22 protein-coding genes and 1 other annotated feature are annotated in these 23291 nt (G+C 53.3%); of the genes, 5 read left to right on the top strand and 17 right to left on the bottom strand.

From position 1 onward, the window contains the following. Nucleotides 1-17: 17 nt before the first annotated feature. The 6 genes from MCACP_RS00190 to MCACP_RS00165 all read right to left on the bottom strand — a co-directional run bounded on the left by MCACP_RS00190 (nucleotide 18) and on the right by MCACP_RS00165 (nucleotide 7440). Nucleotides 18-683 (bottom strand): response regulator, encoded by a 666-nt coding sequence (locus MCACP_RS00190; protein ID WP_406677410.1) that lies wholly within the window; start codon nucleotides 681-683, stop codon nucleotides 18-20. Then, complete coding sequence (locus MCACP_RS00185) at nucleotides 655-2118, bottom strand: sensor histidine kinase (RefSeq protein WP_406677409.1); 1464 nt, start codon at nucleotides 2116-2118, stop codon at nucleotides 655-657. Before MCACP_RS00185 ends, MCACP_RS00190 begins: the two co-directional genes overlap by 29 nt. Further along, on the bottom strand, nucleotides 2115-3407 hold the full coding sequence (gene serS, locus MCACP_RS00180) for a serine--tRNA ligase (protein ID WP_406677408.1): 1293 nt from the start codon (nucleotides 3405-3407) through the stop codon (nucleotides 2115-2117). The genes MCACP_RS00185 and serS overlap by 4 nt, the downstream gene beginning before the upstream one ends. Before the next feature lie 122 nt (nucleotides 3408-3529). Then, a complete protein-coding gene (gene serA, locus MCACP_RS00175; RefSeq protein ID WP_406677407.1) occupies nucleotides 3530-5107 on the bottom strand; it encodes a phosphoglycerate dehydrogenase in 1578 nt (525 codons plus the stop codon). Nucleotides 5108-5142: 35 nt separating this feature from the next. After that, a complete protein-coding gene (locus MCACP_RS00170; protein ID WP_406677406.1) occupies nucleotides 5143-6324 on the bottom strand; it encodes a pyridoxal-phosphate-dependent aminotransferase family protein in 1182 nt (393 codons plus the stop codon). Nucleotides 6325-6491: 167 nt separating this feature from the next. Continuing rightward, nucleotides 6492-6726, bottom strand: a binding site (T-box leader). Nucleotides 6727-6825: 99 nt separating this feature from the next. Further along, a complete protein-coding gene (locus tag MCACP_RS00165; RefSeq protein WP_106004954.1) occupies nucleotides 6826-7440 on the bottom strand; it encodes a class I SAM-dependent methyltransferase in 615 nt (204 codons plus the stop codon). Nucleotides 7441-7607: 167 nt separating this feature from the next. Here MCACP_RS00165 and MCACP_RS00160 point away from each other — a divergent pair, with 167 nt between their 5' ends. From MCACP_RS00160 to MCACP_RS00150, 3 genes are all read left to right on the top strand, one after another. After that, nucleotides 7608-7853: a ribbon-helix-helix protein, CopG family gene (locus tag MCACP_RS00160; protein ID WP_406677405.1), complete on the top strand. Its 246-nt coding sequence runs from the start codon at nucleotides 7608-7610 to the stop codon at nucleotides 7851-7853. Continuing rightward, nucleotides 7850-8251, top strand: a complete 402-nt coding sequence (locus tag MCACP_RS00155) for a type II toxin-antitoxin system VapC family toxin (protein ID WP_406677404.1) — start codon at nucleotides 7850-7852, stop codon at nucleotides 8249-8251. Before MCACP_RS00160 ends, MCACP_RS00155 begins: the two co-directional genes overlap by 4 nt. 91 nt (nucleotides 8252-8342) lie before the next feature. Further along, nucleotides 8343-9506, top strand: coding sequence for a pyridoxal phosphate-dependent aminotransferase (locus tag MCACP_RS00150; protein ID WP_406677403.1), 1164 nt, complete (start codon nucleotides 8343-8345; stop codon nucleotides 9504-9506). A gap of 16 nt (nucleotides 9507-9522) precedes the next feature. On the opposite strand, the gene MCACP_RS00145 is transcribed toward MCACP_RS00150, so the two are convergent. Beyond that, nucleotides 9523-10542, bottom strand: coding sequence for a carbohydrate kinase family protein (locus MCACP_RS00145; RefSeq protein ID WP_406677402.1), 1020 nt, complete (start codon nucleotides 10540-10542; stop codon nucleotides 9523-9525). Nucleotides 10543-10668: 126 nt separating this feature from the next. On the opposite strand from MCACP_RS00145, the gene MCACP_RS00140 reads away from it, so the two are divergent. Both MCACP_RS00140 and MCACP_RS00135 read left to right on the top strand, forming a co-directional pair. Beyond that, the gene (locus tag MCACP_RS00140; RefSeq protein ID WP_406677401.1) at nucleotides 10669-10953 is read left to right on the top strand and encodes an AbrB/MazE/SpoVT family DNA-binding domain-containing protein; all 285 of its coding nucleotides are present in this window, start codon (nucleotides 10669-10671) and stop codon (nucleotides 10951-10953) included. A 139-nt stretch (nucleotides 10954-11092) separates the two neighbouring features. After that, complete coding sequence (locus tag MCACP_RS00135) at nucleotides 11093-11338, top strand: PIN domain-containing protein (RefSeq protein ID WP_406677400.1); 246 nt, start codon at nucleotides 11093-11095, stop codon at nucleotides 11336-11338. 103 nt (nucleotides 11339-11441) lie between these two features. Here the strand turns inward: MCACP_RS00135 and MCACP_RS00130 are convergent, their stop codons facing one another. The 10 genes from MCACP_RS00130 to MCACP_RS00085 all read right to left on the bottom strand — a co-directional run bounded on the left by MCACP_RS00130 (nucleotide 11442) and on the right by MCACP_RS00085 (nucleotide 23278). Further along, entirely contained in the window at nucleotides 11442-12422 is a 981-nt protein-coding gene (locus tag MCACP_RS00130; protein ID WP_406677399.1) for a class II fructose-bisphosphate aldolase, read from the bottom strand. Nucleotides 12423-12799: 377 nt separating this feature from the next. Beyond that, nucleotides 12800-13876: an aldose 1-epimerase family protein gene (locus tag MCACP_RS00125; protein WP_406677398.1), complete on the bottom strand. Its 1077-nt coding sequence runs from the start codon at nucleotides 13874-13876 to the stop codon at nucleotides 12800-12802. Further along, nucleotides 13876-14955: a uroporphyrinogen decarboxylase family protein gene (locus MCACP_RS00120; protein WP_406678769.1), complete on the bottom strand. Its 1080-nt coding sequence runs from the start codon at nucleotides 14953-14955 to the stop codon at nucleotides 13876-13878. The genes MCACP_RS00125 and MCACP_RS00120 overlap by 1 nt, the downstream gene beginning before the upstream one ends. 57 nt (nucleotides 14956-15012) lie before the next feature. Beyond that, entirely contained in the window at nucleotides 15013-16026 is a 1014-nt protein-coding gene (locus MCACP_RS00115) for an ABC transporter permease (protein ID WP_406677397.1), read from the bottom strand. Next, nucleotides 16002-17489, bottom strand: a complete 1488-nt coding sequence (locus MCACP_RS00110; protein WP_406677396.1) for a sugar ABC transporter ATP-binding protein — start codon at nucleotides 17487-17489, stop codon at nucleotides 16002-16004. The genes MCACP_RS00115 and MCACP_RS00110 overlap by 25 nt, the downstream gene beginning before the upstream one ends. A 64-nt stretch (nucleotides 17490-17553) precedes the next feature. Then, nucleotides 17554-18615 (bottom strand): substrate-binding domain-containing protein, encoded by a 1062-nt coding sequence (locus tag MCACP_RS00105; RefSeq protein ID WP_406677395.1) that lies wholly within the window; start codon nucleotides 18613-18615, stop codon nucleotides 17554-17556. Between the two features lie 211 nt (nucleotides 18616-18826). After that, entirely contained in the window at nucleotides 18827-19930 is a 1104-nt protein-coding gene (locus tag MCACP_RS00100) for a type I phosphomannose isomerase catalytic subunit (protein WP_406677394.1), read from the bottom strand. Nucleotides 19931-19948: 18 nt separating this feature from the next. Continuing rightward, nucleotides 19949-20893 carry a carbohydrate kinase family protein gene (locus tag MCACP_RS00095; protein ID WP_406677393.1) on the bottom strand — a complete coding sequence of 315 codons (945 nt, stop codon included), beginning with the start codon at nucleotides 20891-20893 and terminating at the stop codon, nucleotides 19949-19951. A 104-nt stretch (nucleotides 20894-20997) separates the two neighbouring features. Next, entirely contained in the window at nucleotides 20998-22065 is a 1068-nt protein-coding gene (locus tag MCACP_RS00090; protein WP_406677392.1) for a LacI family DNA-binding transcriptional regulator, read from the bottom strand. Nucleotides 22066-22228: 163 nt separating this feature from the next. Beyond that, nucleotides 22229-23278 (bottom strand): uroporphyrinogen decarboxylase family protein, encoded by a 1050-nt coding sequence (locus MCACP_RS00085; RefSeq protein ID WP_406677391.1) that lies wholly within the window; start codon nucleotides 23276-23278, stop codon nucleotides 22229-22231. Nucleotides 23279-23291 lie beyond the last annotated feature (13 nt).

The following is a 23291-nucleotide window of genomic DNA, read 5'->3' as shown; positions in this document are numbered from 1 at the left end:
AGCCCTATAAACCGTAACTAATCGTCTTCCAGTTTAAGAATGCCCTTTTTGATAGCATACTTAACCAGGTCCACCCGGTCATGGAGACCCAGTTTTTGCATCAGGTTGGCCCGGTGGGCCTGGACGGTTTTGACGCTGATAAACAGACGCCTGGCAATCTCCGCATTAGTCAAACCCTCGGCAGCCAGGCGGAGAACCTCCATCTCCCGGTCGGTCAATTCGGCCTTCCCGGCATCACCCTCCCTGGCTGCCGAAAACCCCTGCTGCAGGCCGTCGATAACCTGCCGGGCAATCTGCGGATCGAGGAAGGCTTCACCTTTGACCGCCAGGCGAATGGCCTGGATTAGCTCCTCCACCCCGGCCCGCTTTAAAACATAGCCCCTGGCCCCCGCTTCCAGGGCCTGGAAGATTAGCTCGCGATCGTCGTACATGCTTAAAATAACAACCTTGAGGTCCGGCCATTTTCGCAATAAAGCCCGCGTCGCCTCCACCCCGTTCTGGTTGTTGCCCAGCTGGAGGTCCATGACCACTACTTCCGGCCGCACCTTATCAACCAGGTTTAATAACTCAGCGGCACTACCGGTTTCCCCTACCACCTCAATATCCTTTTCTCTGGCCAGGAGGGCCCGCAGCCCCTCCCGGACTACAGCGTGATCATCTACCAGCACCACGCGGATGGCCATGGACTTTCCCCCCGCTAACGCCCTCATAGGGCAGCCAGAAGGTCATAGTTGTTCCCCGCCCGGGCGAGCTTTCAATTGCCAACCAGCCCCCGGCCAGGGCCGCCCGTTGCTTCAGGTTCTTGAGGCCCTGCCCAATGGTGGGGACTGTGGCATCGAAGCCGGTTCCATTGTCTTTAATCTTTACCCTGAAACCGCCGCCCCCCAGGTCAATCCCGATCCATACCTCGCTGGCCCGGGCATGACGGCGAATATTACTTAAAATCTCAATCATCATGTGGTAAAGGTGATCCCGCTGGTCAGTATCCAGGTAAGCCTGTCCGTTTTCCTGGACGTGCCAGTTTACCTTTAAATCACTATTCCTGGCCAGGTCTGTCACCAGTTTTTTCACCAGGGCCACCGGGTCGGCCGGCAGGTCCCGGCCCAGGTGCAGGCCGGCCAGATACCCCCGCAGGTCAGATATTACCTTTTCTGCCTGTTGCGACAGGGTCGCGAGCCTATCCGCAGCTGCCGCCGGGTTTTCCGCCAGCAGGGTACGGCTGTGTTCCAGACCCAGGGCCAGGCCGTAGATGGACTGGATAACCCCATCATGAAGATCACGCCGGATTTTTTCCCTTTCCCGCCAAATCATCTCCCGTTCCCTGACGATCTCCCGGTAGTGCTGTTCCTCGGCATCATAAACATCCAGAAGACGAAAGATAAAAAAGGCAACCAGGATACTGCTGAGGATGCGCAACGCCGGCGCCGGCAGGCCTAAGCGCAGCAACAGGTCCGTATTGAGAAAATTGGCCGGGAAAAAAGCCGCCGGCGGTACAATCAATCCCCCGCCCAGGGCATAAAGAAATAAGGCCGCGGCAGAGCCGTTCACGAAGAATTGCAGAGATTTGCGCTTAAAATGTTGCAGTTCATCCCCCTGGGCCAGGATGGCCAGCCCGCTCGCCGCCGCTCCCGGGACCGCCAGCAAATAGCGCGCCGCGATTTCTATTAAGATCATCCACGCATCAAGCGCTGTTTTCTGGCGGGGAAAAGTAAACACGGCAAACAGCAACCATATCCCGAAACAGGTAAAGGGTAAAAGCCTTAACCGGGCCGGCCAGTTCCTGGTATCCGCCAGGAGATCAACGCCGAAGACCAGCAGAAAAAGGTAGGATAAAGCCAGGAGCAGGGCATGGCCGCCGTTAAAGAGAACCCCCCTGAGAGTCTGCCAGCCTTCAGCAACTGCGGCAGTCGGAATGAAAATATAGCCCCACTCCACCAGCCCGTGTAAAAGCCCAAAGACAGCCAGCCATGGCAAACGCCGTCCCAGGTGCAGGTTGCTGCCCCGCCGGGCCTGGAGAAGGATGCCAAAGCCCATGAGGAAGAACGACAGGCCGTAGAGGAAAAATAGTAAATTCCAGTACCAGTTTTCCCTGGTTAGGAAGTGGAGGGATGGGTTCATGCCCCTGATCCTTGCTCCGGCCGGATGGCTTCCAGGCCACCCATATATGGTCTTAACGCTTTGGGGATAAGTACCGTACCATCCTCCTGCTGATAGTTCTCCAGAATGGCGGCCACCGTCCGCCCCACGGCCACCCCGGAGCCGTTCAAGGTATGGACAAAGCGGGGTTTTTCCTTGGGGCCGGGCCGGAAGCGGATGTCGGCCCGCCGGGCCTGGAAGTCCTCAAAGTTACTGCAGGAGGAAATCTCCCGGTAGGTACCGGCGCTGGGGAACCATACCTCCAGATCATAGGTCTTGGCCGCTGAAAAGCCCAGGTCGCCAGCGCAGAGGACCACCACCCGATAGGGAAGGCCCAGGAGCTGCAGGACCTCTTCCGCATCCCGCGTCAATTTCTCCAGTTCTTCATACGAATCCTCCGGCCTGGTGAATTTAACCAGTTCTACCTTGTTAAACTGGTGCTGGCGGATGAGGCCCCTGGTATCCCGCCCGGCTGCGCCGGCTTCGGCCCGGAAACAGGCGCTGTAGGCCACATGGTAGATGGGTAATAAATCGCCGTTGAGGATTTCCCCCTGATATAGATTGGTGACCGGTACCTCAGCCGTCGGTATTAAATAATAATCCGTACCCTCGACATGAAACATATCCTCAGCAAATTTGGGCAGCTGGCCGGTACCCAGCATGCTGGCGCTGTTGACGAGGTATGGCGGGAAAATTTCCGTATAACCGTGCTTGATGGTATGGAGGTCCAGCATAAAATTAATCAGGGCCCTCTCCAGGCGCGCTCCGGCGCCGCGGTAAAAAACAAAACGCGCTCCGGCCACCTTGCTGCCGCGCTCAAAATCGAGGATCCCCAGCCGTTCCCCTATTTCCCAGTGCGGCCGCGGCTCAAAATCAAAGCGGGGCAGCTCGCCCCAGTGGCGCACCGGCTTGTTATCAGCGTCGCTCAAGCCGTCGGGTACGGAATCATGGGGTATATTGGGAATCCTTAATATCTCCTGCTGGAGCTCGCCTTCCACAGCGCGAATGGCCGCATCCAGTTCTTTAATGCGGTCGCTTACCTCACGCATGGCGGCAATTAACTCCGTTGCGTCCTGGCCCTTTTTCTTAAGGCGGGCCACTTCGGCCGATACCTGGTTGCGTTTATTCTTCAGTCCCTCGGCCTCAACCAGGAGGTTCCGTCGCCGGGCATCAAGGGCTAAAAAGTGCTCCAGCCCGGCCTTCAAGCCCCGGCGGGCCAGGGCTTCAGCCACCCTTTCCGGTTCCTGGCGAATTAGTTTAATATCCAGCAAAATACCACTCCCCTTTCATCCGGTTAGTGTGGATAATCCTGCCACTATTATGCCACGATTAAAGTTCCGGGGCAAACCTGCTGTAAAAAAACTTAAGGGGCGTTACCGCCCCCATAAGAAACTTAAAGGTAAATATAGCGTACATCAAGGACGCCGTCCACCTGGCGAATGGCCTGCAGTGCTTCCCGCGGCACCTCGGAATCAACGCTTATAAGCATGACGGCTTCGCCGCCTATTTCCTGCCGCCCCACCTGCATGGCGGCGATATTTACTTTATGATCCCCTATGGCCAGGCCTACCGGGCCGATTATACGCGGCCGGTCCAGGTGGGGTACGACCAGCATGTGCCCTGCCGGGCTGGCGTCGATGCTATAACCGTCCAGGTTTACCAGGCGGGGTTCCCCGGCCTGGTTGACGGTCCCGGCCAGGCGGTGGCTCTCCCGCCGCCCCTCGACCTTAACGCTGATGAGATTTGCAAAGTATTCCATCTCCCGGCTCTTCTTTTCCCGGATGCGTATGCCCCGCTTTTTCGCCACCAGGGGCGCATTGACATAGTTAACGGCATCGGCCAGGAGGGGGCGCAGCAACCCTTTCAAGAAGGAGCTGGTCAGGGGCGCCAGGTCATACTGGGCCAGCTCGCCATTGCAGCTGATCTCTGCCGCAATTATGGGACTCTCCATGAGCTGGGCCAGGAAACTCCCCAGCTTTTCGGCTAATTGCAGGTAGGGCCTTAAAACCTCGGCTACATGGCCCCGTACCACCGGAATATTAACGGCGTTCAAAACCGGTTCTCCCTTAAGGCAGCGCACTACATCGTGAGCAACCTCAACTGCTACGGCTACCTGGGCTTCCTCCGTCGAAGCACCAAGATGGGGGGTAACAATGACGTTGTCCAGTTCCAGCAGAGGGCTGGCCTTTAACGGCTCTTCCTCAAAGACGTCCAGGGCCGCCCCGGCCAGCCGCCCGGCTTTTAAAGCTTCATAAAGGGCTGCCTCGTCAATAATGCCTCCCCGGGCCACATTCAACACCCGCGCCCCGGGTTTCAAGAGTTTCAGTTCCTCCCGGCCCAGAAGGTGCCGGGTCTCCTTGGTCAGGGGCAGGTGGACGGTTACAAAGTCGGCGGCTTGCAGTACCGTTTCCAGGGAAGCCAGTTCGACCTCAAGACGCGTGGCCTGTTCCGGATCAATGTAGGGATCATAAGCCATAACTTTCATTTCCATGCCCCGGGCGCGGCGGGCCACCTCGCGGCCGATTTTGCCCAGGCCGATAACCCCCAGGGTTTTACCCCGCAGCTCAACGCCTACATATTTTTTCTTCTCCCAAATACCCTGCTTTAAGGTGGCATTGGCTTGGGGTATGTTGCGGGCCAGGGCCAGCATCATAGCGATGGTATGCTCGGCAGCCGCAACGGTGTTGCCCTCAGGGGCATTAACCACTACGATACCCCTTTCAGTTGCAGCGGTGACATCGATATTATCGGTGCCCACCCCGGCCCGGCCGATAATCTTTAACTTTTTGGCAGCGTTGATGGCCGCCGCCGTTACCTTTGTTGCACTGCGGACGATTAAGGCTTCACTGTCACGGATAGCGTCTTTGAGTTCTTCTTCATTCATTTTACCGGCGGCCGTAACTTCCAGGCCCGCCTCCCGGAGGATAGCCAGGCCGCGTTCGTCGATACCGTCCAGGGCTAAAACGTGCATTTTGGTTATCCCCTCCCTCGGAAATGGCTGCGCTCCTAGCTGGCCAGGGTTTCCACGCCCACAGGCATTCCTTCGCTTAATATAGCCCCGGCTGCGGCTACTGCCGCGCCCCGGGTCACCGGTACACCGGCATCAATGAGGACATTTTCCAGGGCAGCCAGGCCGGCCAGGATATCGCTGAAACTTACATAGCCCAAATGACCGATGCGGAATACCCTGTCCTTAACGTCACCCTGCCCTCCGGCCACGACCACGCCATATTTTTCTCGCAAGGGGGCGATGATATCTGCCGGTTTCATGCCCTCTGGTACACAGATGGCCGTCACTGCCGGCGAGGCTACTGTATCGTCGGCCAGGAGCTTCAGTCCCAGGGCACGGACCCCAGCTCTTACCATATCCCGCATCAGGGCGTGGCGGGCAAAGCTGCCGGCCAGGGTTTCCGTCTTCAGGAGACGCAAGGATTCCTGTAGACCGTAGAGCAGGGGGACAGCCGGTGTAAAGGGCGTCTGCCCCTTTAACCCCGAATTTCTCGCCTTTTTAATATCCAGGTAAAAACGATGGTTGGTGCACTTCTCCGCCGCCTGCCAGGCGCGTTCGCTAACAGCCAGCATGGTTAATCCCGGAGGTAACATGAACGCTTTCTGGGAACCGGCGATGACCACATCAATATGCCAGGCGTCCATAGGTAAATCAGCTGCTACCAGGCCGCTGATGCTGTCTACAATGAGCAGGGCCGGGTGACTTCCCCGGGCACGGCTGATGGCCTGGATGTCATTTAAAACCCCGGTCGAGGTCTCATTATGCTGGACTAGAATGGCCTTGATCTTATGTTCTGTATCAGCTTCCAGGCGCCTGGCTATGGCCCGAGGGTCTGCCGCCTGCCCGTACGGGAAGGCCATAACCTCCGTTTCAACACCGAAGGCACGGCAAATCTGAATGAAACGCTCGCCAAAGGCGCCAACGGTTACGGCCAGCACCTTTTCCCCGGGGGAAATGAGGTTGGCTACGGCCGCTTCCATGCCGCCGGTACCCGAAGCCGTTAAAATGACCACCTCGGAACGGGTCTGGAAGACATCCTTTAACCCTTCCGTTACTTCTTCCCACAGGGCTTTGAACTCCGGGCCGCGGTGGTTTATAGCCGGCCGCGCCATGGCCAGGGCCACCTGGGGCGGTACCGGCGTCGGCCCGGGGAGAAGTAAAATTTGCTTGTCAGTCATGGAGAACACCCTTTCCTGTTATTTTGTCGGTAAAAGCAGTTATCATAAAGCCTTACTATATTAAGCTAAAGGGTTAAGAACGTCAGCAAAAGGCTTTGAAAATTGCCATAACCCCCAGGTCACCTGCCTTTTTTAACCAGCTCAAAATAAAAACTCTCGCCCCTTTTGCAAGGGACGAGAGTTTCACCCGCGGTGCCACCCTAATTGACCAGGTTAGAAACGCCATAACCTGGCCCCCTCTGCATGCGTAACGGACATGACCGCCCCGGCTTCTTCCTTATCCAGGATTTCTCGCCGGGTACTCAGGGGTGCCTCTCGACAGCCTCCGGGCTGGTTCCCACCGGCCACCAGCTCTCTCGCCTACCGGAGTGGGCCGCCGACACTCCCCCTCATCGCTTTGGCATCAATTAATTTGTAAAATATATTAGCATACCGTGGCCAGGAGCGCAAGGGTGAAAGAGATATTTTAACAAACTCTTAAAGAAAGCTGCCGGCAAAACTTTAAATTTCCCGGGGATGCCCGACAATTAATTTAACGATCTTTCCCGCCAGATCATCCTCCCGATCGATCTCGATACCGGCTCTACTGACGTTGGCCACTGTACGGCGGTTAATGTTGGACCCGATTAGATACAGGAACAGCGGGTTCAAGGCATCCATCAAGGGGCCGAGGAACCAGTGCTCACTGCGCACATGCTCCAGGAGGATGATCCTGCCATCGGGGCGGCAGACCCGGCGTACTTCCTTCAGCCCCTGCACCGGATCGGGTACTGTACAAAAAACGCAGGTAGCTACCACCGTGTCAAAACTGGCGTCTCCAAATTCCAGGTGCTGGACATCCATTTCTTTTAAATCCACCGGTGCCCCGGCCAGATGGAGCTTTTGCCTGGCCCGGGCCAGCATCCCGGGGCTGAAATCAATGGCCGTCACCCGGCATCCGGGTGGGTAAAATGGGAAATTGGCTCCTGTACCTACCCCAACTTCCAGCACCCGACCCCGGGCTTCCTGCCACACCCGCCGGCGCCATTCTTTGGGGATCATCCGGTCCATCCAATCATAAAAAAGCGCCGTGCGGTTATAACGCTTTTTGATTATTTCCGTTAGTTCTCTGGCCACTTTTTCTTCACCAAAAATTATTATACCACAATGGATTCGCCAGTATCTACAAATAGCTAAATAGACGCGTAAATGGTAACACCTGCGCTACCCCTTGTCAAGATGTTATCATCATGATAACATTATTATGCTTACATTTAATCATTATTGGAGGGATGACATAACAAATGATCCGTACGCAAATCCAGCTCACGGAAGAACAATATCATGCCCTGAAAAAAATGGCTGCTGTTAAAAAAATATCCATGGCGGAATTAATCCGGCTCGGCGTCGATCAGGTCCTGGCGGGCAGCAATCGTGACCAAAAAGAACGAATTCAGAGGGCTATAAAGGCAGCAGGACGTTTCCGTTCCGGTGTTAAGGACCTGTCTCGCAACCATGATGCCTATTTAACGGGGGCTTTTGCAGAATGAATGTTTATCTTGATACTTCAGCTTTTTTAGCCATCCTCGATGCTGACGATGAGAATCATGCCGCTGCCAAAAAAATATGGGAAAATCTTTTAACCAGCGGTGTTCCGATGATTTGCAGCAGTTACGTTCTCGTAGAAACATATGCCCTCGTACAGCGGCGGCTGGGGATGGAAGCTTTGCGGGTATTTCACGAAGATATTCTTCCCCTGCTGCAAGTAGAATGGATTGACGCCGAGTTGCACCAGTGGGGTGCCAATGCCGTTTTGACCGCCAACAGGAGAAATTTGAGCCTGGTAGATGCCGTTAGCTTTGCTGTGATGCGTAAACTGGGTATTAAAAAGGCATTTGCTTTTGACAGGCATTTTTTTGAGCAGGGATTTGAAAATATTAGCGAATGATATATTAGCGGGCAGGATTTCTGCTTTCCCGTGGCGAAAAAACGTTAACACTGCCCATTATTATAAAGAATATAAAGAAGCAGGGAAGTATATGCCTGACAGGAGAAAAGATATTGCCGCCAGGGCCCGGGAAATGCCGCCCTTTATCGTCATGGACATCCTCGAAAAGGCCAAAGAAATGGAAGCCCGGGGTGAGAACATCATCCACCTGGAAATCGGCGAACCTGATTTTGACACTCCTGAACCCATCAAAGAAGCCGCCCGGCGGGCCCTGCGTGACGGTGACACCCACTACACCCACAGCCTGGGCAAGCCGGAGCTGCGGGAAGAAATAGCCCGCTATTACCAGCGGAAATACGGGGTCAATATTTCGCCTGACCAGATCGTCGTCACTTCCGGCACCTCGCCGGCCATGCTCCTGACCTTTAGCGTCCTCCTGGAGCAGGGGGACGAGGTCATCCTCCCCGATCCCTACTATGCCTGCTACCCCAATTTTATCCGTTACGCCGGCGGGCAGCCGGTCTTTATCCCGGTACAAGAAGAAGACGGCTTCAAGTACCGCCTTCCCCCTGTCCTGGCGAGTATTAGCCCCAGGACCAAGGCTATTCTTATCAATTCTCCCGCCAATCCCACCGGCGCCGTCTTTACGGCGGCCGAATTAGCAGCCCTGGCCGGCCTGGGACCCTACATCATTGCCGACGAAATCTACCACGGCCTGGTTTACGAAGGCCGGGAGCATACCATCCTGGAGTTTACCGACAGGGCCTTTGTCATCAACGGGTTTTCCAAGCTCTACGCCATGACCGGCTGGCGCCTGGGTTACGTTATCGCGCCGCCGGAGTTCGTCCGCCCTTTACAAAAGCTGCAGCAGAACCTCTTTATCTGCGCCGGTTCCTTCGTCCAAGCCGCCGGCATCGCTGCCCTGCGGGAATGCGACGAACACGTGGCGCACATGGTCGCTACTTACGACGAGCGCCGCCGTTACCTGTTGAGCCGCCTCAAAGCCATGGGCCTCGCCACCCGGGTCGAGCCTACCGGCGCCTTCTACGCCCTGGCCAACGTCAAGAAATATACCGGCGCTTCCTATTCCTTCGCCTTTGAAATATTAGAAAAAGCCCGGGTAGCCGTCACCCCGGGCATCGACTTCGGCCGCAACTGCGAAGGATACTTACGTATTTCCTACGCCAATTCCCTGGAAAACATCAAAGAAGGCCTGGACCGGCTGGAAGAGTTTCTGGCCGGGAAAAAGGTGTAAAACTGCCTATGCCCATTTAGTTTTCTTTCCTGCTAATACCATTACCCGTTCCTTGCGATGCTAATTTTTCCACCTCTCCTCTTCTAGGCAAAGCCGGCATTACCCCGGGGCGGGTGCAGGTAAGGGCCGCGGCGGCATTGCCCCAGCGACCCAGCCGCTCCAGCCAGGCTGAATCCAGGACCCCGGGGTCCATCCCCTGCTGAATGGCTTCAGCCAGCACCACCAGCATGCCGGCCATAAAGGCATCACCGGCGCCGGTAGTATCGACAACATGTACCGGTAAGGCCGGCAGTTGAATTTTATTTTCTTTCCCGGCCAGCAAAGCGCCATGCTCCCCTAAGGTGACAGCTACCAGGCGAGGGCCCCTGGCCAGCAGGGCCATGGCCCCGGCGGCCAGTGTTTCTGCTTTCGCACCTAATAAAAAGCGCAGTTCCCCGTCATTCAGCTTGACTATGTCGGCCAGTTTTACCGCTTCTAGAAGCTCCTGCCTGGCTTTTGCGGCGTCCGGCCAGAGGGAAAGGCGCAGATTGGGGTCAAAGGATATGATCGCTCCGGCCGCCCTGGCCAGCCGCACCGCCTCCAGGGTGGCGCTCCTGGCCGGTTCCACCGCCAGAGATACAGAGCTGAAGTGGAGGATGCGGGTGTCCGCAAGCACCTTTTGCGGCAACTCGGCGGGGTCGAGCCTGGTATCTGCCGTACCGTGCCGGAAGAAAACAAACTCCGGCACCGCCCTCTCGTTCAGGGCCACAAAGACCAGGGTGGTGTTGGCCGCGTCATCGCGCAGCAGGCCGCGGGTATCCACGCCGTTCTCCTCCAGGACCTTCTGCAAATGGTCTCCGAAAGCGTCCCGGCCCACCTTGCCGATGAAACCGGCCCGTCCCCCCAGGCGGGCCACCCCAACGGCCACATTGGCCGGCCCGCCGCCGGCGGCGCGGTGGAAATCGGTCACTTCCGCGAGGGGGCAGTTGCTCTGTTTGCCAACAAAATCGATTAAAATCTCGCCTACAGAGACGACGTCCAGGTTTTTTGTTTGCAATGAATTCCTTCCTCCAGGATGATAGAATTTTTGCCGGACCATAGCCGCCTACCTTTCTTGACATTGCTTTACTAGGTATGATAGACTATGGCGACTAAAGGGGTTGGTAAAGGAGGGATATCGCTTATGGAAACACGCATTTCTTCCAAAGGACAAATAACCATACCTTCAGAGATTCGCCGCCAGTTAAAAATTCATACTGGTGATGCCCTGCTGGTCAAAGCGTTCGGGGAAAACCATATTATACTTGAGGTAAAAAAGAAGGCCTTAACTAGCAACCAGGGTACAAGCGAAGATATACTTAAAGCTACAGCTGGTTTATGGAAAGATAGAACTGATATTAATGAAAGTTTCATCCGAGAATTACGTCAGTCAGATCGCCGGCGCCTGGAGGAATTACTCGATGAATAGCATTATAATTGACTCTGATATTCTCATTGATCACCTTCGGGGCTTTCAGCCGGCTACTGATTTTTTATCGCGTATCTTTCAGGGTGAGTTTACAGGCCATATATCTGTACTTACGGAAATGTAATTACTGGCTGGCACTATGCCTCAAAAAGGTGAAAAAGAGCAGGTAGAGAGTCTGCTTCAGCGTTTTAATGCCATTCCCGTATCGTCTAATATTGCCCGGCGTGCCGGAGAGCTTTTGCGAAAATACAGAGCGCATGGACTTGCCCCGGTAGATGCCATTATTGCCAGTACCGCTTTAGACCTGAGAGCTCCCCTGGTGACGAGGAATACAAAGCACTTTGAGCCTGTGGAAGGATTATTAACTTTAAAACCCTACTCTTGAAACTTACTGTTACTTTGGCCCTCTTGCTAACCCCTTTGGCAGGTTGGCAGGGAGTAGCGTCCTGGATGCCAAAGCCCCTGATAATTGCTGTATCAAGCTGCCCTCAAAGACTTGGCCAACGCCCTGGCTGCCGGGCATGGGGTGGGGCCGGACCTGCAACCTTCCCATTACTGCCGAAAAGGCGTATTTTCCCCTTTACTTCCTCTTTCACTGCCGCAGTGACGGCCAGCATTAAATCCTGGTAACCAGTAAGCGAGGCGTTTTGGATAAAATCACCCTCTAATAAGTCGCTCCCCTGATACGGCACCACACCAGCACTACCGGGGATATCTTTATCGCCCAGCATCGCTATTATCCGGCGCGTCGCTGCCAGGGAGATATCCGTAAAAATATTGATCTTATTAATCCCCCGGGCGATGGCCTGGCGAAAATCGTCGTCCCTCAACCCCGAACCGCCGTGGAGGACGAGGGGGATTCCCACCCGGTTTTTGATAGCCGCCAGGCGCTCCAAATCGAGCTTTGGACGGGTTCGGTATACCCCGTGGGCGGTACCAATGGCTACCGCCAGAGCATCGACGCCGGTACGGGCCACGAAATCGGCCGCCTGGTTGACATCAGTATAACATGCTTGCGGATCATCTTCCCCACCCGGGACGCCTTCCGCCCCGCCGACATGCCCCAGTTCGGCTTCCACGGAAACGCCCAGGATCCTGGCGATCCGCACCACTTCCTGGGTGCGGCGGACATTCTCTTCATAGGGCAGCGTCGAGCCGTCAAACATTACCGAGGTAAAACCGTAATGCATGATCTTGATAATGTTTTCAAACTGCCGGCCGTGGTCGTAATGAACCACCACCGGCACCGTGGCTTCCCGGGCGGCCTTAAGCATAAGAGGGGCAATGGTTTCCATGGCGATATATTTCTGATGCCCCTCGGCAAAAGCCAGGATTACCGGCGCCTGTTCTTCCTCAGCTGCCCTTATTATGGCGTTCAACATCTCGATATTAAGGACATTAAAGGCTCCCACACCGTAATGGCGCCGGTCGGCGTCAGCCAGGACTTCTTTTAAACTCATGAGCGGCATTTAGTGCTACCTCTCTTCCAGTCAACATTGTCCTTCTTTTTACGGTACAATAGCTTGTCCAATTCTTCATGTGTTTGGGGAGGACTAGCGAGGCATAAACGCCATTTGCTCATCAGGCTGCCTCCACGGCGGCCTCCAGGGCCACAGTTACACCATCACCTTCGCCGCTGAAGTGTGCCATGACTATCTTGTACCCTTGCCCCTTGAAAGTTCATAACCCGGGAACTTAATACCAGCCACCTAGGCGGCCGTACCTGGCCGCCTGAACAGCTGCCGTTAATTCCGTGACTTCAATAGTACTTACCGCTGTTTACAAAAACACCACGTGCCCCTCGTTTTCTCCCCACCTGCCCGATCCTCTAATCCTGTTTCCGCCCCTATGAAACAGCCGGCAGCGCCCTGGCAAAGGCGTCTATTTCCTCTGCCGTGGTCAGGACGCCAATCTCCAGGCGGTATTCCCGGGCCTCGCTCGGGGCCAGGTACACCAGGGTGCCTCGTTGCCGTTCTCTAGCCCGCCCCTCCACCAGGCAGTTGGCCGGTTCCAGGCCGGCCACGTAGTCGCCTTCGCCGGTAAACTTCCACTGGATAAAGTTGGGCAGGTTCTGGCGTTCATAACGGACATAAACACCCAGGTTTCGCCGGCGGTTGACCAGGGCGGCCTGGCACCAGCCTCTGGCGTCAGGCAGGAGGTCGTGATAAAAGACAGTATCGGGGAACCCAGGCGTCGGGCCCTGGTAAATGCGGTAAGAAGCTAACCCCCGGGCGGCCACTTCGTCCCGGGGTTTTACCTCCCGGCTGGCAGCCAGCAGTTCGGTACCGGCATCGAGGACGGGATAACCCAGATTGATGTGATAAAGAATCATATGGGGCGCCGGTTGCCATCCTTCATTGGTGACCAAGTCGTGGATAAACAGGCGGTTCTCCCCCAGGCGCGCCCGGATGGTCCTTTCCAGGACCATGTTGGGGCCGTACAGGGTCCTCGCCTCCCGAATTTTACCCCTGACGGTAAAGGTACACTCGTCTCCTTCCCAGCTGGTGGCGGTGCCAACCTCCTCGGCCGGTATGTTATTAATGCGGCCATGGAGACCTAATTCTTCCCCGGCATCATGGCAGGGAGAGCCCAGGTAGGTGAGGCCGCAGGTAACCAGAAGGCCGCCGCCAAAATTCCTCAACCATCCCAGGCCGGCCGGTTCGAAATACTGGGGGCCGCTCTCTCCCACGGCCGAGCGAAAAGCCAGAGGCAGGCCCCGGTACTCGGCCAGGCCGATATCCAGACCCCGCCCCAGCAGGACGACAAACCTGAAACCGCTTCCCGTCCTGACCTCAACCGCCTTGAGGCCCTCAGCCCGCCCCTCGCTGTAAATAAAGGGGCGGATGCCGGCCACCTGTTCCAGGCTGCCAAAATAGCGCCGGATATCCCGGCGGGTAAACTCCCGCTCAAAAAGGTATGCCATTAAGCCTTACTCCTTTTCTCCTGCAACTCCATTAAACGTTCATAGCTACCATACTTTTTACCGGCCTCACACAAGGCCCGCATATTGGCCTCCGGTGTATTGTAGCCCATGGCACAGCCCGAACTCAGGAAAAGACCAATACCCCCGGTGGCCTCAATGATATTCTTCGCCTGGGCTTCAATAGCTTCCGGTGTGCCCCAGACCAGAGGATCGCTGGGATTGATATTACCCATAAGAACGGCCCGATTACCAACTACTCGTTTGGCATAGCCCATATCGACCTGCCAGTCAAGCTCCAGTATCTGGGCGCCGGTAGATGCCATATCTTCCAGGATGGCCGTCGTATCACCACAAATATGAATGGAGAAAGGGATGCCGTAATCCTGAACTTCTTTTGTCATGATAATCTCATGCTCCAGGGCGAACTGGCGGAACATGGCCGGGGAAATGAGGTTGGGGCCGGCAAAGGAATCGCCAATGGAAGTGGCGTGGGCCCCGGCATCCTTCTGGGCCTTGGCAAAAAGCGTCCCGGCCCGCCGGCAGTAGTCCAGTACCTTCCAGATGAGTTCCGGCGGTTCGGTTACCAGGTCAATCATAAACTGCTGCGCTCCCCGGAGGAGGCAGGCCAGGTCAAAGGGACCCTGATCGGCCCGACCCATAATGAAAACATGGTCGCCGATTTTTTCCCGCAAAATCCGTGTGGCCTCCAGCCATTCCGGCAGGCGCCCGGAACTGTAGGGATCGGGCAAGGGGAGGTCGTCAATCTGCCGCAGGTCCTTTAAAACCACATCTTCTTCATCAACTATAGCCACATCATTTTCGCGCCAGATAACTCTGGCGCCGCAGGCCTCCGCCAGGGTGGCATCATCTATATCGATGACGACGCCGTCGTAGCCGTATTTTGCCTGGCATATGAGGTGCGTTTCGGCCATGAGCTTGCCACTTTTATTGATCTCGCCGATTTTGTACCCGGCTGTAGCGCAGGCCACCATAAAGGACTGGGGTACTACCGGCACCCGGTCGGGGACCTCAAAACGGAGAGCGGCCAGGCAACGCTGAAGAGGGGTCATAGTATGCATGTAAGTCACCCTTTGTTTTAATGAGCGGCCATTTTATCTGCCGCTATATTTTTTATCTTATTTCTTCATCTGTGTTTGCATGGTGTTTATGAGCACCGCTATAAGTATCAACAAACCTCTTACCACATATTGCACGTATTCATTGATATTCAATAGGGTCATACCGTTTATCAATACACCTAGAAATGCAAGACCAATGAAGGTACCCCATACTTTGCCTATGCCGCCGAATAGGCTGGCACCACCGATAATGACCGATGCGATGACGTTTAGCTCCCAACCTCGGCCAAAGGTAGAAGAGCCTGCCATAACCTGGGATGATACTAATGTGCCGCCAAGGGCTGCCAGGACCTGCACAGCTATCATGACCGTGATTTTCACCCGGCGCACATTTATGCCTGAAAGACGAGCGGCTTCAGGATTACCACCTACTGCATAAACTGATCTCCCAAATTTTGTCCTGTTCATTATGACGGATACTATTACAAATACTATAAGCAGTATGATGGCAGGTATGGGTATGGAAAATATTTGACCCGCCCCCAGCATGTTGTACCATCTGGGAAGGGTGGTAACAGGAAATCCTTTGGATATAATGGCTGTTACACCATATATGGCGTTCAGCATGGCCAATGTGATGATAAAAGACGGCATTTTAAAAGTGGTTAAGAGCCATCCATTAAACAGTCCTACTAATGCAGCTATAATAAATGCTAAGATTATCCCTACAATAACTCCTGTCTCCATGGGCATTATACCGGCTTTGGCAAGGCCACCTGAGGTAAGGGCTATGATGACACCGGTCAAGGCTACGGTGGAGCCTATAGATAGGTCTATCTCTCCGGCTATAATTACCATAGTCATGCCAAAAGCTATAACTCCCTGTAAAGATATGTTCCTCAAGATATTAAGCAAGTTACTGGGGGTCAAAAAGCCCGGTGCCATAAGAGCTATAGCTATACTTATAACTAAAAGGATGCATTCCAGCATGTATCTATTTAATATTTTTCTTATATCTATTGTGTTTGTTTTTCGCATTTCAAGTTTCAATTCTTTTCCACTCCCATACATAGTGAATATAGCTGTTCGATATTAGTTTCTTCCGGCTTTACTTCTCCTATGATATGCCCTTGCCTCATAATAAGTATTCTGTGGCATATCTGTAAGAGTTCTTCTAGCTCCGAGGATACTATGACACTGGATACACCCTTTCTTGACTGTTCCCAGATTATCTTAAAAATTTGTTGCTTGGCATTTACATCGATGCCCCGGGAAGGTTCATCGAAGAATATTATTTTCGGATCCGTATTTAACCATTTACCCACTACTACTTTTTGCTGATTCCCTCCTGAAAGGGAGGATACTAGGTGGGCTATATCCGCTACCTTTATTTCAAGCTCCTTTACTTGACGATTGGCGAAGTTGTTTTCTGTTTTAGGGTTTATAAAGGAACCGTTTGCTATTAAGTCAAGACTTGCGATACATAGATTATCTTTGATTGAACCTATGAGGTTTAACCCTTCGTTTTTCCTATCTTCCGGAGTCAGGGCAAGACCTTCTTTTTTCATTTTTATAGGATCAGGCGCGCTTATACGTTTACCGTTTATTATTATTTCACCGCTATCCAGGGGGTCGGCACCGAATATAGATTTTAAAACTTCCGTCCTTCCGGAGCCCAGCATGCCTGCTATCCCCAAAATTTCTCCCTTTTTGAGTTGGAAGGATACGTTTTCAAATCGATTTTTGCGAGTCAGGTTTTTTACTTCTAATACTATCTCATCGGATATTTTGAGGTCAGAAGGTCTAGTGTTTATCTTTACGTCGCCAAACATCATTTTTATTATTTGGTCATGGGTAGCATTTTCCATAGGTATGGTGCCTATTAGTTTTCCGTCTCTTAAAACCGTGCATGTGTCGGCTATCTCCCAAAGTTCTTGGAGGCGGTGGGAAATATATATTATAATAACATCTTTTTTCTTAAGTTCTCTTATCATTTTAAAGAGGGATTGCGTTTCATTATAAGATAAAGCCGATGTAGGTTCATCCAATTGTAATACTTTGGGTTTAAAGCTCATGGCTTTTACGATCTCTATCATCTGCCGCTGCCACATGCTTAGATTATAGACTATTTCTTGTGGGGAAATATCTACTTTCATCTCTTCAAGGAGTTCTTCTGCCATGGCGTAAGTCTTTTTCCAATCTACAAATCTTCCTTTCATGGGCAATCTTCCCATGAAGATGTTTTCGGCTACTGTAAGGCCCGGTATGAGGCTAAGTTCTTGGTATACGGTGGCTATACCCTTTAAAAAAGCTTCTGCCGGATCGTTAAATTTAATGGGGATACCATCTATCAAAATTTCACCACTGGTGGGTTCTATTGCTCCAGAAAATATCTTTACTAAGGTGGATTTTCCGGAACCATTTTTGCCGGCTAATGCGTGTACTTTACCGCTTTCAAAAGATATGGATACGTTATCTAAGGCTATGGTGCCCGGATATATCTTCGTGACGTTACGTGTCTGTAAAATGCTCATGACATTTTACCTCGCATTTTTATAGGTGGGGATTTGCAAATCGCAAATCCCCACCATTCATATTTTATTTACCCATTTTTGCCTTTAGATCGGCTTCAAATTTGGCTATGCCATCGGGATTTGCACGGCTTAAAACCACACCGGGGACTGTAATGCATTTCCCTTTTGTACTGCTTACATCTTCACCCTTAATAGCTTTTATGAGGGTCTCCATGGTTTTGTAACCCATAGTATATGGGTCTTGGCCCGTTACAGCTTGCAGTATGTTGGCGGGGTCTTTTAACATGGCTACTAGCTGCTCACTGGCATCCGTTCCGAAGGTAAATATCTTGCCAGCTTTACCGGCATTTTGGACTGCCATGGTGGCGCCTATGGTGCCGCCTTCATTAGCAGCCCAGATGATGTTGACGTCGGGATGGGCGGTGATAATATCGCCTGCTACCTGTACCGCTTTATCCTGCAGCCAGGCATCTTGATCTGCCACAATTTCCACACCGGGTAGCTTCTTGACTTCTTCTAGGAATCCACTGGTGCGGTCACCGCTCTGCTCAGGAAGAAGAGATTTAAACTGAATAATAGCTATTTTAGCTTTTCCGCCCAGTTTTTCTTGGATAAACTTAACGGCTTCCTGACCTGTACGCCTGCCCAGCTCCTTGTTGTCTGAAGTATAGCCACCTACGATGAATGGAGCATTGTTTAAATTTATATTGGAGACAGCAATCTTCATTCCTTGCTCATCGGCTTTTTTAAGGGCGGCCACCGAAGCATCGGCACTCAAGGGAGCTATGGCAAGACCGCTGACTTTCTGAGCAACATAGGTATTGATTAACTCCGTCTCTTTAGCCTGGTCATTATTTGTATTGCTCACTAAACACTCTACTCCGGCTGCCTTGGCCGCATCCTGGTAACCTTTCTGCAACAGCTTCATGAACTGGTCTTCCTGGAAGACGACTCCGGCAACTGTTATCTTTGCAGGTCCAGATGACTTTTGTCCCGTTTGGGTAGATGAGGAACCTTCAGTTTTTGTTCCTTCAGTTTTGGATCCTCCACATGCCACTAACAATAAAGCCAAAACCGCCACAATAGCCCATATTAAAATCTTTTTTACACTCTTGAAATGTTTCATTTGAACCCCTCCCATAAAAATTGACTTAAATTCAAAACCCTCTACCCTCACGTCTACCGGTTATGCTTAATTATAATAGCTTCACTGCTATAAAGGTGATAATCCCCCTCCTTTGCAATAAAGTTATATTAAATACCCCTGGAAGGAAGCATCTGACATCATAACGAACAACCCTTATCCAAGCTCGCTATAACATTGTTGGTTCATAATGTTATTTTGGTAGAAGTAACACTCGCAGATCGTTCTGGATGCCATAACCACCCAGGGATATTATTCTCTCATCGTTTATCCCAGCCGCTCGCAGGGGCTGTATGATATCCTCTCGCAAATCCACCGGCACCAGCGCACGGATTAAAATCAATTCCCCTTCCGGTTCCAGGGTCCAGGCGCCCATTTTCGCTGGTAAAAGCAGGGATTCCCCGGCTTTAACCTGCTCTGTTCCGCCGTCGTACTTCAACTGCCCCTGGCCTGCTACCGGGATCAAGGCGGTAAATCGCCGCGCATCCCCGCCTTCGGTCCATAGTTCCTTGAGGATCAACCGTTCCATGGTAAAATAACGGCAGGCGCAAAGATATTCATGGAGGTTTTTCCCTTTTTCTAAAGTGATAGGGGTAATATCTTCGGGATCGCCATCCTGAATGACGGCCGCCTTCAGGCTGTGCTCGATATCGTTCTTGCGCCGTTCCTCGTCAAAATCCCAATCCAGCCAATCCCACGCGAAGATGGCGTCGCTGTTCTGCTGCACTTCAACGATAAAGTTGCCGGCGCCGATGGCGTGGAGATGGCCGCCGGGGATAAAGTAGGTAGCCCCCACCTTGCTGGGCACCTTTTTCATGGGAGCAAAGGTATCGCCTTGCTCAATGAGAGTGCGAAACTCTTCCACCGTCAATCCCGGCTTGCTGCCGCACCAAAGGCTGGCTCCTTCATCAGCAGCCAGGACGTACCAGGCCTCGGTCTTGCCCCGGTAGGGCAGGTTTACCTGCGCGGCATACTCGTCATCGGGGTGCACCTGGGGCGGGAGGTCCTTGGCACAGTCGAGAAACTTGATTAACAGGGGAAAGTAATTTCCATATTGCTGCCAGACCGCTTCCCCCACCAGTTCGTCCTGGAATTTATCCACCGCTTCCTGGAGGTTTAACCCTGCCAGGGGCCCGTTCTTAATAATCCCCTCCGACCCGGGACAGGCGCTGATCTCCCAGCTTTCAGCTACGGTTCTGTCAGTGGGGACATCCTCCTTGGCAAACATACGGGCAATGCGGTAGCCGCCGTAGGGATAAAAGCGTAAATGGGGGCGAAATTTTAATGGATAAAGCATACTACTATGACTCCTTTGTCAGTTGATGTTATTGTAATTTGCCGCAATAAACTCCTTGGTTTCTTCCCAGCCACGAATGCCGCTGGAGGCACCCACGGCGGTAACGGCCAGAGCCCCGACGGCGTTGGCCAGGCGGGCCGTTTCTTTTAAATCAAGGCCTCGCACCAGCCCTGCCAGGAAACCGGCCACAAAGGCGTCCCCCGCACCGGTAGCGTCAACGGCTTCTACTTTAAAAGACGGCATCAAAAAGCTTTCCCCGGCCGAAGCTACATAAGAACCGGCGGCACCCATCTTGATGCCGACTATCTTCACCCCCCTCTGCAGGAAGCTGGCCGCTATCGCTTCAGGTTCCTCATAGCCGGATAGCATCCGCGCCTCGTCCAGGCTGGGTAAAAAGATGTCGGTATAAGGCAGGCAAGGATCGATGAGTTCCCGCCAGCGGCCGGTGGCGTCCCAGGCCGTATCGATGCTGGTAAGGCATCCCATCTCCTGCGCCCTTTTCAGCACCTCGGCCGCCGGCTCACCATCAAAACCCGGCATTACTAAACTGCCGGCCAGGTGCAGCAGGCGCGCGCCCTTTACCAGTTCCCAGTCAATATCCTCCCGCCTCAAAGTAGCATTGGCGCCGATATAGTGAATAAAGGAGCGTTCGCCGTCTTCGCCGACCATGACCATGGTCGCCGAAGTATTGACTCCTGCGGCCCGCCTGATGCCCCGGGTATCGATACCGGCAACCTCCAGTTCCTTGATGATAAAGTCGCCCAGGGCGTCGGCTCCTAATTTGCCAATGACGCCCGTCTTTACACCCAGCTTGCTCAAGGCGCGGCCGGTATTGACGGCGCAGCCGCCGGTATGCAGTTCCATGGCATCTACCAGGGTTAACTTCCCTTTTTCCGGTATTATGCGCACCGGCCGGCCCACTAAATCGGCTACCATAATCCCCAGGCAGATTACTTCCGGCATCAACAGCCACCTCGCTAAAAAGATCGGGTTACATAAGCGCTAATTTTGAAATATTAATGCGGCAGCTTGTTCGACAAAAAACAACGTTGTCAATTGATGCTAATTTAGCTTATCTTCTCCTTTCCGGGCTGTCTCTGGAATTGCCCCAGGCAGCCGCAGGATTCCCGGATTATCAATTCCGTCGGCAACGTGATTTCCCGCCCGGCGGCAGCCCCTTCCATCTGGCGGAACAACATAATGGCTGCCTCCCGGCCCATAGCGTAGGCCGGCTGGGAAACGACAGTCAGACGCGGCCGGCAGGTATCCGCAGTTTCAAAATCATCAAAACCCACCAGGGCTATATCCCGCGGCACCTCCAGGCCCAGATGGGTCAGGGCCCGTAATGCTCCCAGCACCATGATATTGTTGGTAGCAAAGATGGCCTGGGGCCGGCGCGGCTGTCCCGTTAAAATCTCCTGGGTGGCGCGGAAAGCATCCATCACAGTTTTACTGCCAATCCGCACCAGGGAAGGTTGAATCTCCAGGCCATGTTCCTCCATGGCTTTTTTAAAACCGGCGAAACGTTCCTCCCCTGTTGTTAAACTGGCGATGTGACCGATATAGGCAATTTCCCGGTAACCGTGTTTAAGTAAATGGCAAGTTAGGTTATAGGCACCCTGGCTATTTTCTACCTTAACAATAGATGCTTCCTTAAAATCTTCCGGTTGCCGGTCCACGAAAACCAGGGGCAGGTGCCCGGCCAGGTGCTCCAGGTACTTGTGGGAGCCGCCCGCCGGGACGATAATCATGCCTTCCACCTGCTTTTCCACAAAAATGCGGGTATACTGCTTTTCTTTCTTCAGCATCTCGTCAGAGTTAGCAATGAGGAGGCTGTAATTTTTACTCGTGGCCACATCCTCAATGCCCCGCACAATAGCGCTATAAAAGCTGTTGGTAATATCGGCGATAATAACCCCGATGGTATAAGTTTTTTTCACCCGCAAACTCCTGGCGATGGCGTTCGGCTGGTAACCTACGGCCTTGATGGCCGCCAATACCTTCTCCCTGGTCTGCTCGCGGACGTGCTCGTCGCCGTTGATGACCCGGGAAACAGTTTTCAAGGAAACCCCGGCGGCAGCAGCTACATCTTTTATTGTCGGTAAACCTTTGGAGGCATCATTTCTATTTATCAAAATAAACTTTACTCCTCTGATTTGATAACGTTGTCTATGACTATCGTTGTCATATATTCGACGCCACTTTCGCGATTCCTGCTACTCTTTAAAAAAATTCTAACCTCCTACTTAGGTTTAAAGGTTTAGAGGAAGCTTTAACTTTCCCCTATCCGGGCGGGCACTACCCTGCCAGCTTACCGGATTTCCCATAGATCCCGTATTCTCGCGCCGCTTCCTGCATGGCCAGGAAATTTTCCGGTTTAACTTTACTGTGGATAGAATTACTGGAGGCCAGGATATAACGGCCGCCGGGGGCCACCCGGTTGATAACCCGCTTAACCTCTTGTTTCAATTCCTCAACGCTGTACTCCGTCAACGGTTCGGCGCAACTGATACCGCCAATGACGGTTAACTGCGGATGGCGGTTTTTCACGGCCAGCATGTCCATGCCGGCGCCTGGATCCAGAGGATGCAGGCCGTCCAGGCCGGTGGCCATCATATCATCGACAATGGCGTTGATATTGCCACAGCAGTGTTTCAAGCAGAAGGCGCCTTTGGCCTTAACGGCCTGGACAACCTCCTTTAACCCCGGCAGGAAAAACTCGCGGAAATGCTGCGGGGATACCAGGGTGCTGGTGCTGCTGCCGTAATCGTCGCCCAGGATGATAAAGTCGGCGCCAAGGTCGATGGCCCGCTCGGCGATGGCGATGTTGTGTTCTACGGATATGCGCACCAGTTTTTGCACCAGTTCCGGGTTTATAATCAGGTCCATGAAGAGCTGTTCCATGCCCCGCAGGTAAACGGGGTAGTTAAAAGAGTCGTGGAGGTGCATGCCAACCAGCTTTTTACCCTTGAAGCGCTGCAACAGGGCTTTCAGCTGTACATAGCGCCTCTCATCATAGGGATCGGGCGGGGTGTAATTTTCAATATCGGCAGGTTCCTTGATGGGGCCTTCCAGGGGGATGGAAACCAACTGCTCGCTGTAGCGGCGGACAATGCCCCATTCGTTGATAATAGTGCGGCTGGCAGGATCTATAACCTTTTCTTCATATAGTTTAGAAGGGGTACCGGTGACGACTATATCCAGGCCCACGTATTCACAGAAATCAGCGTAATCGTCGCTACCGGTGATAGCCTGCATGACCGCCGGGTCGATCATCAGTTCAAAGGTTGGCACCCGGTCGGGGATTTCCCCTTTCAGGGTAGCCACGGCGCGTTCATAGGAATTCAAATAAACTTCCTCC

The sequence above is a fragment of the Neomoorella carbonis genome, from assembly GCF_045278715.1.
GTDB lineage: Bacteria > Bacillota > DSM-521 > Neomoorellales > Neomoorellaceae > Neomoorella > Neomoorella carbonis.
This window is presented reverse-complemented; position numbering and strand designations above follow the sequence as displayed.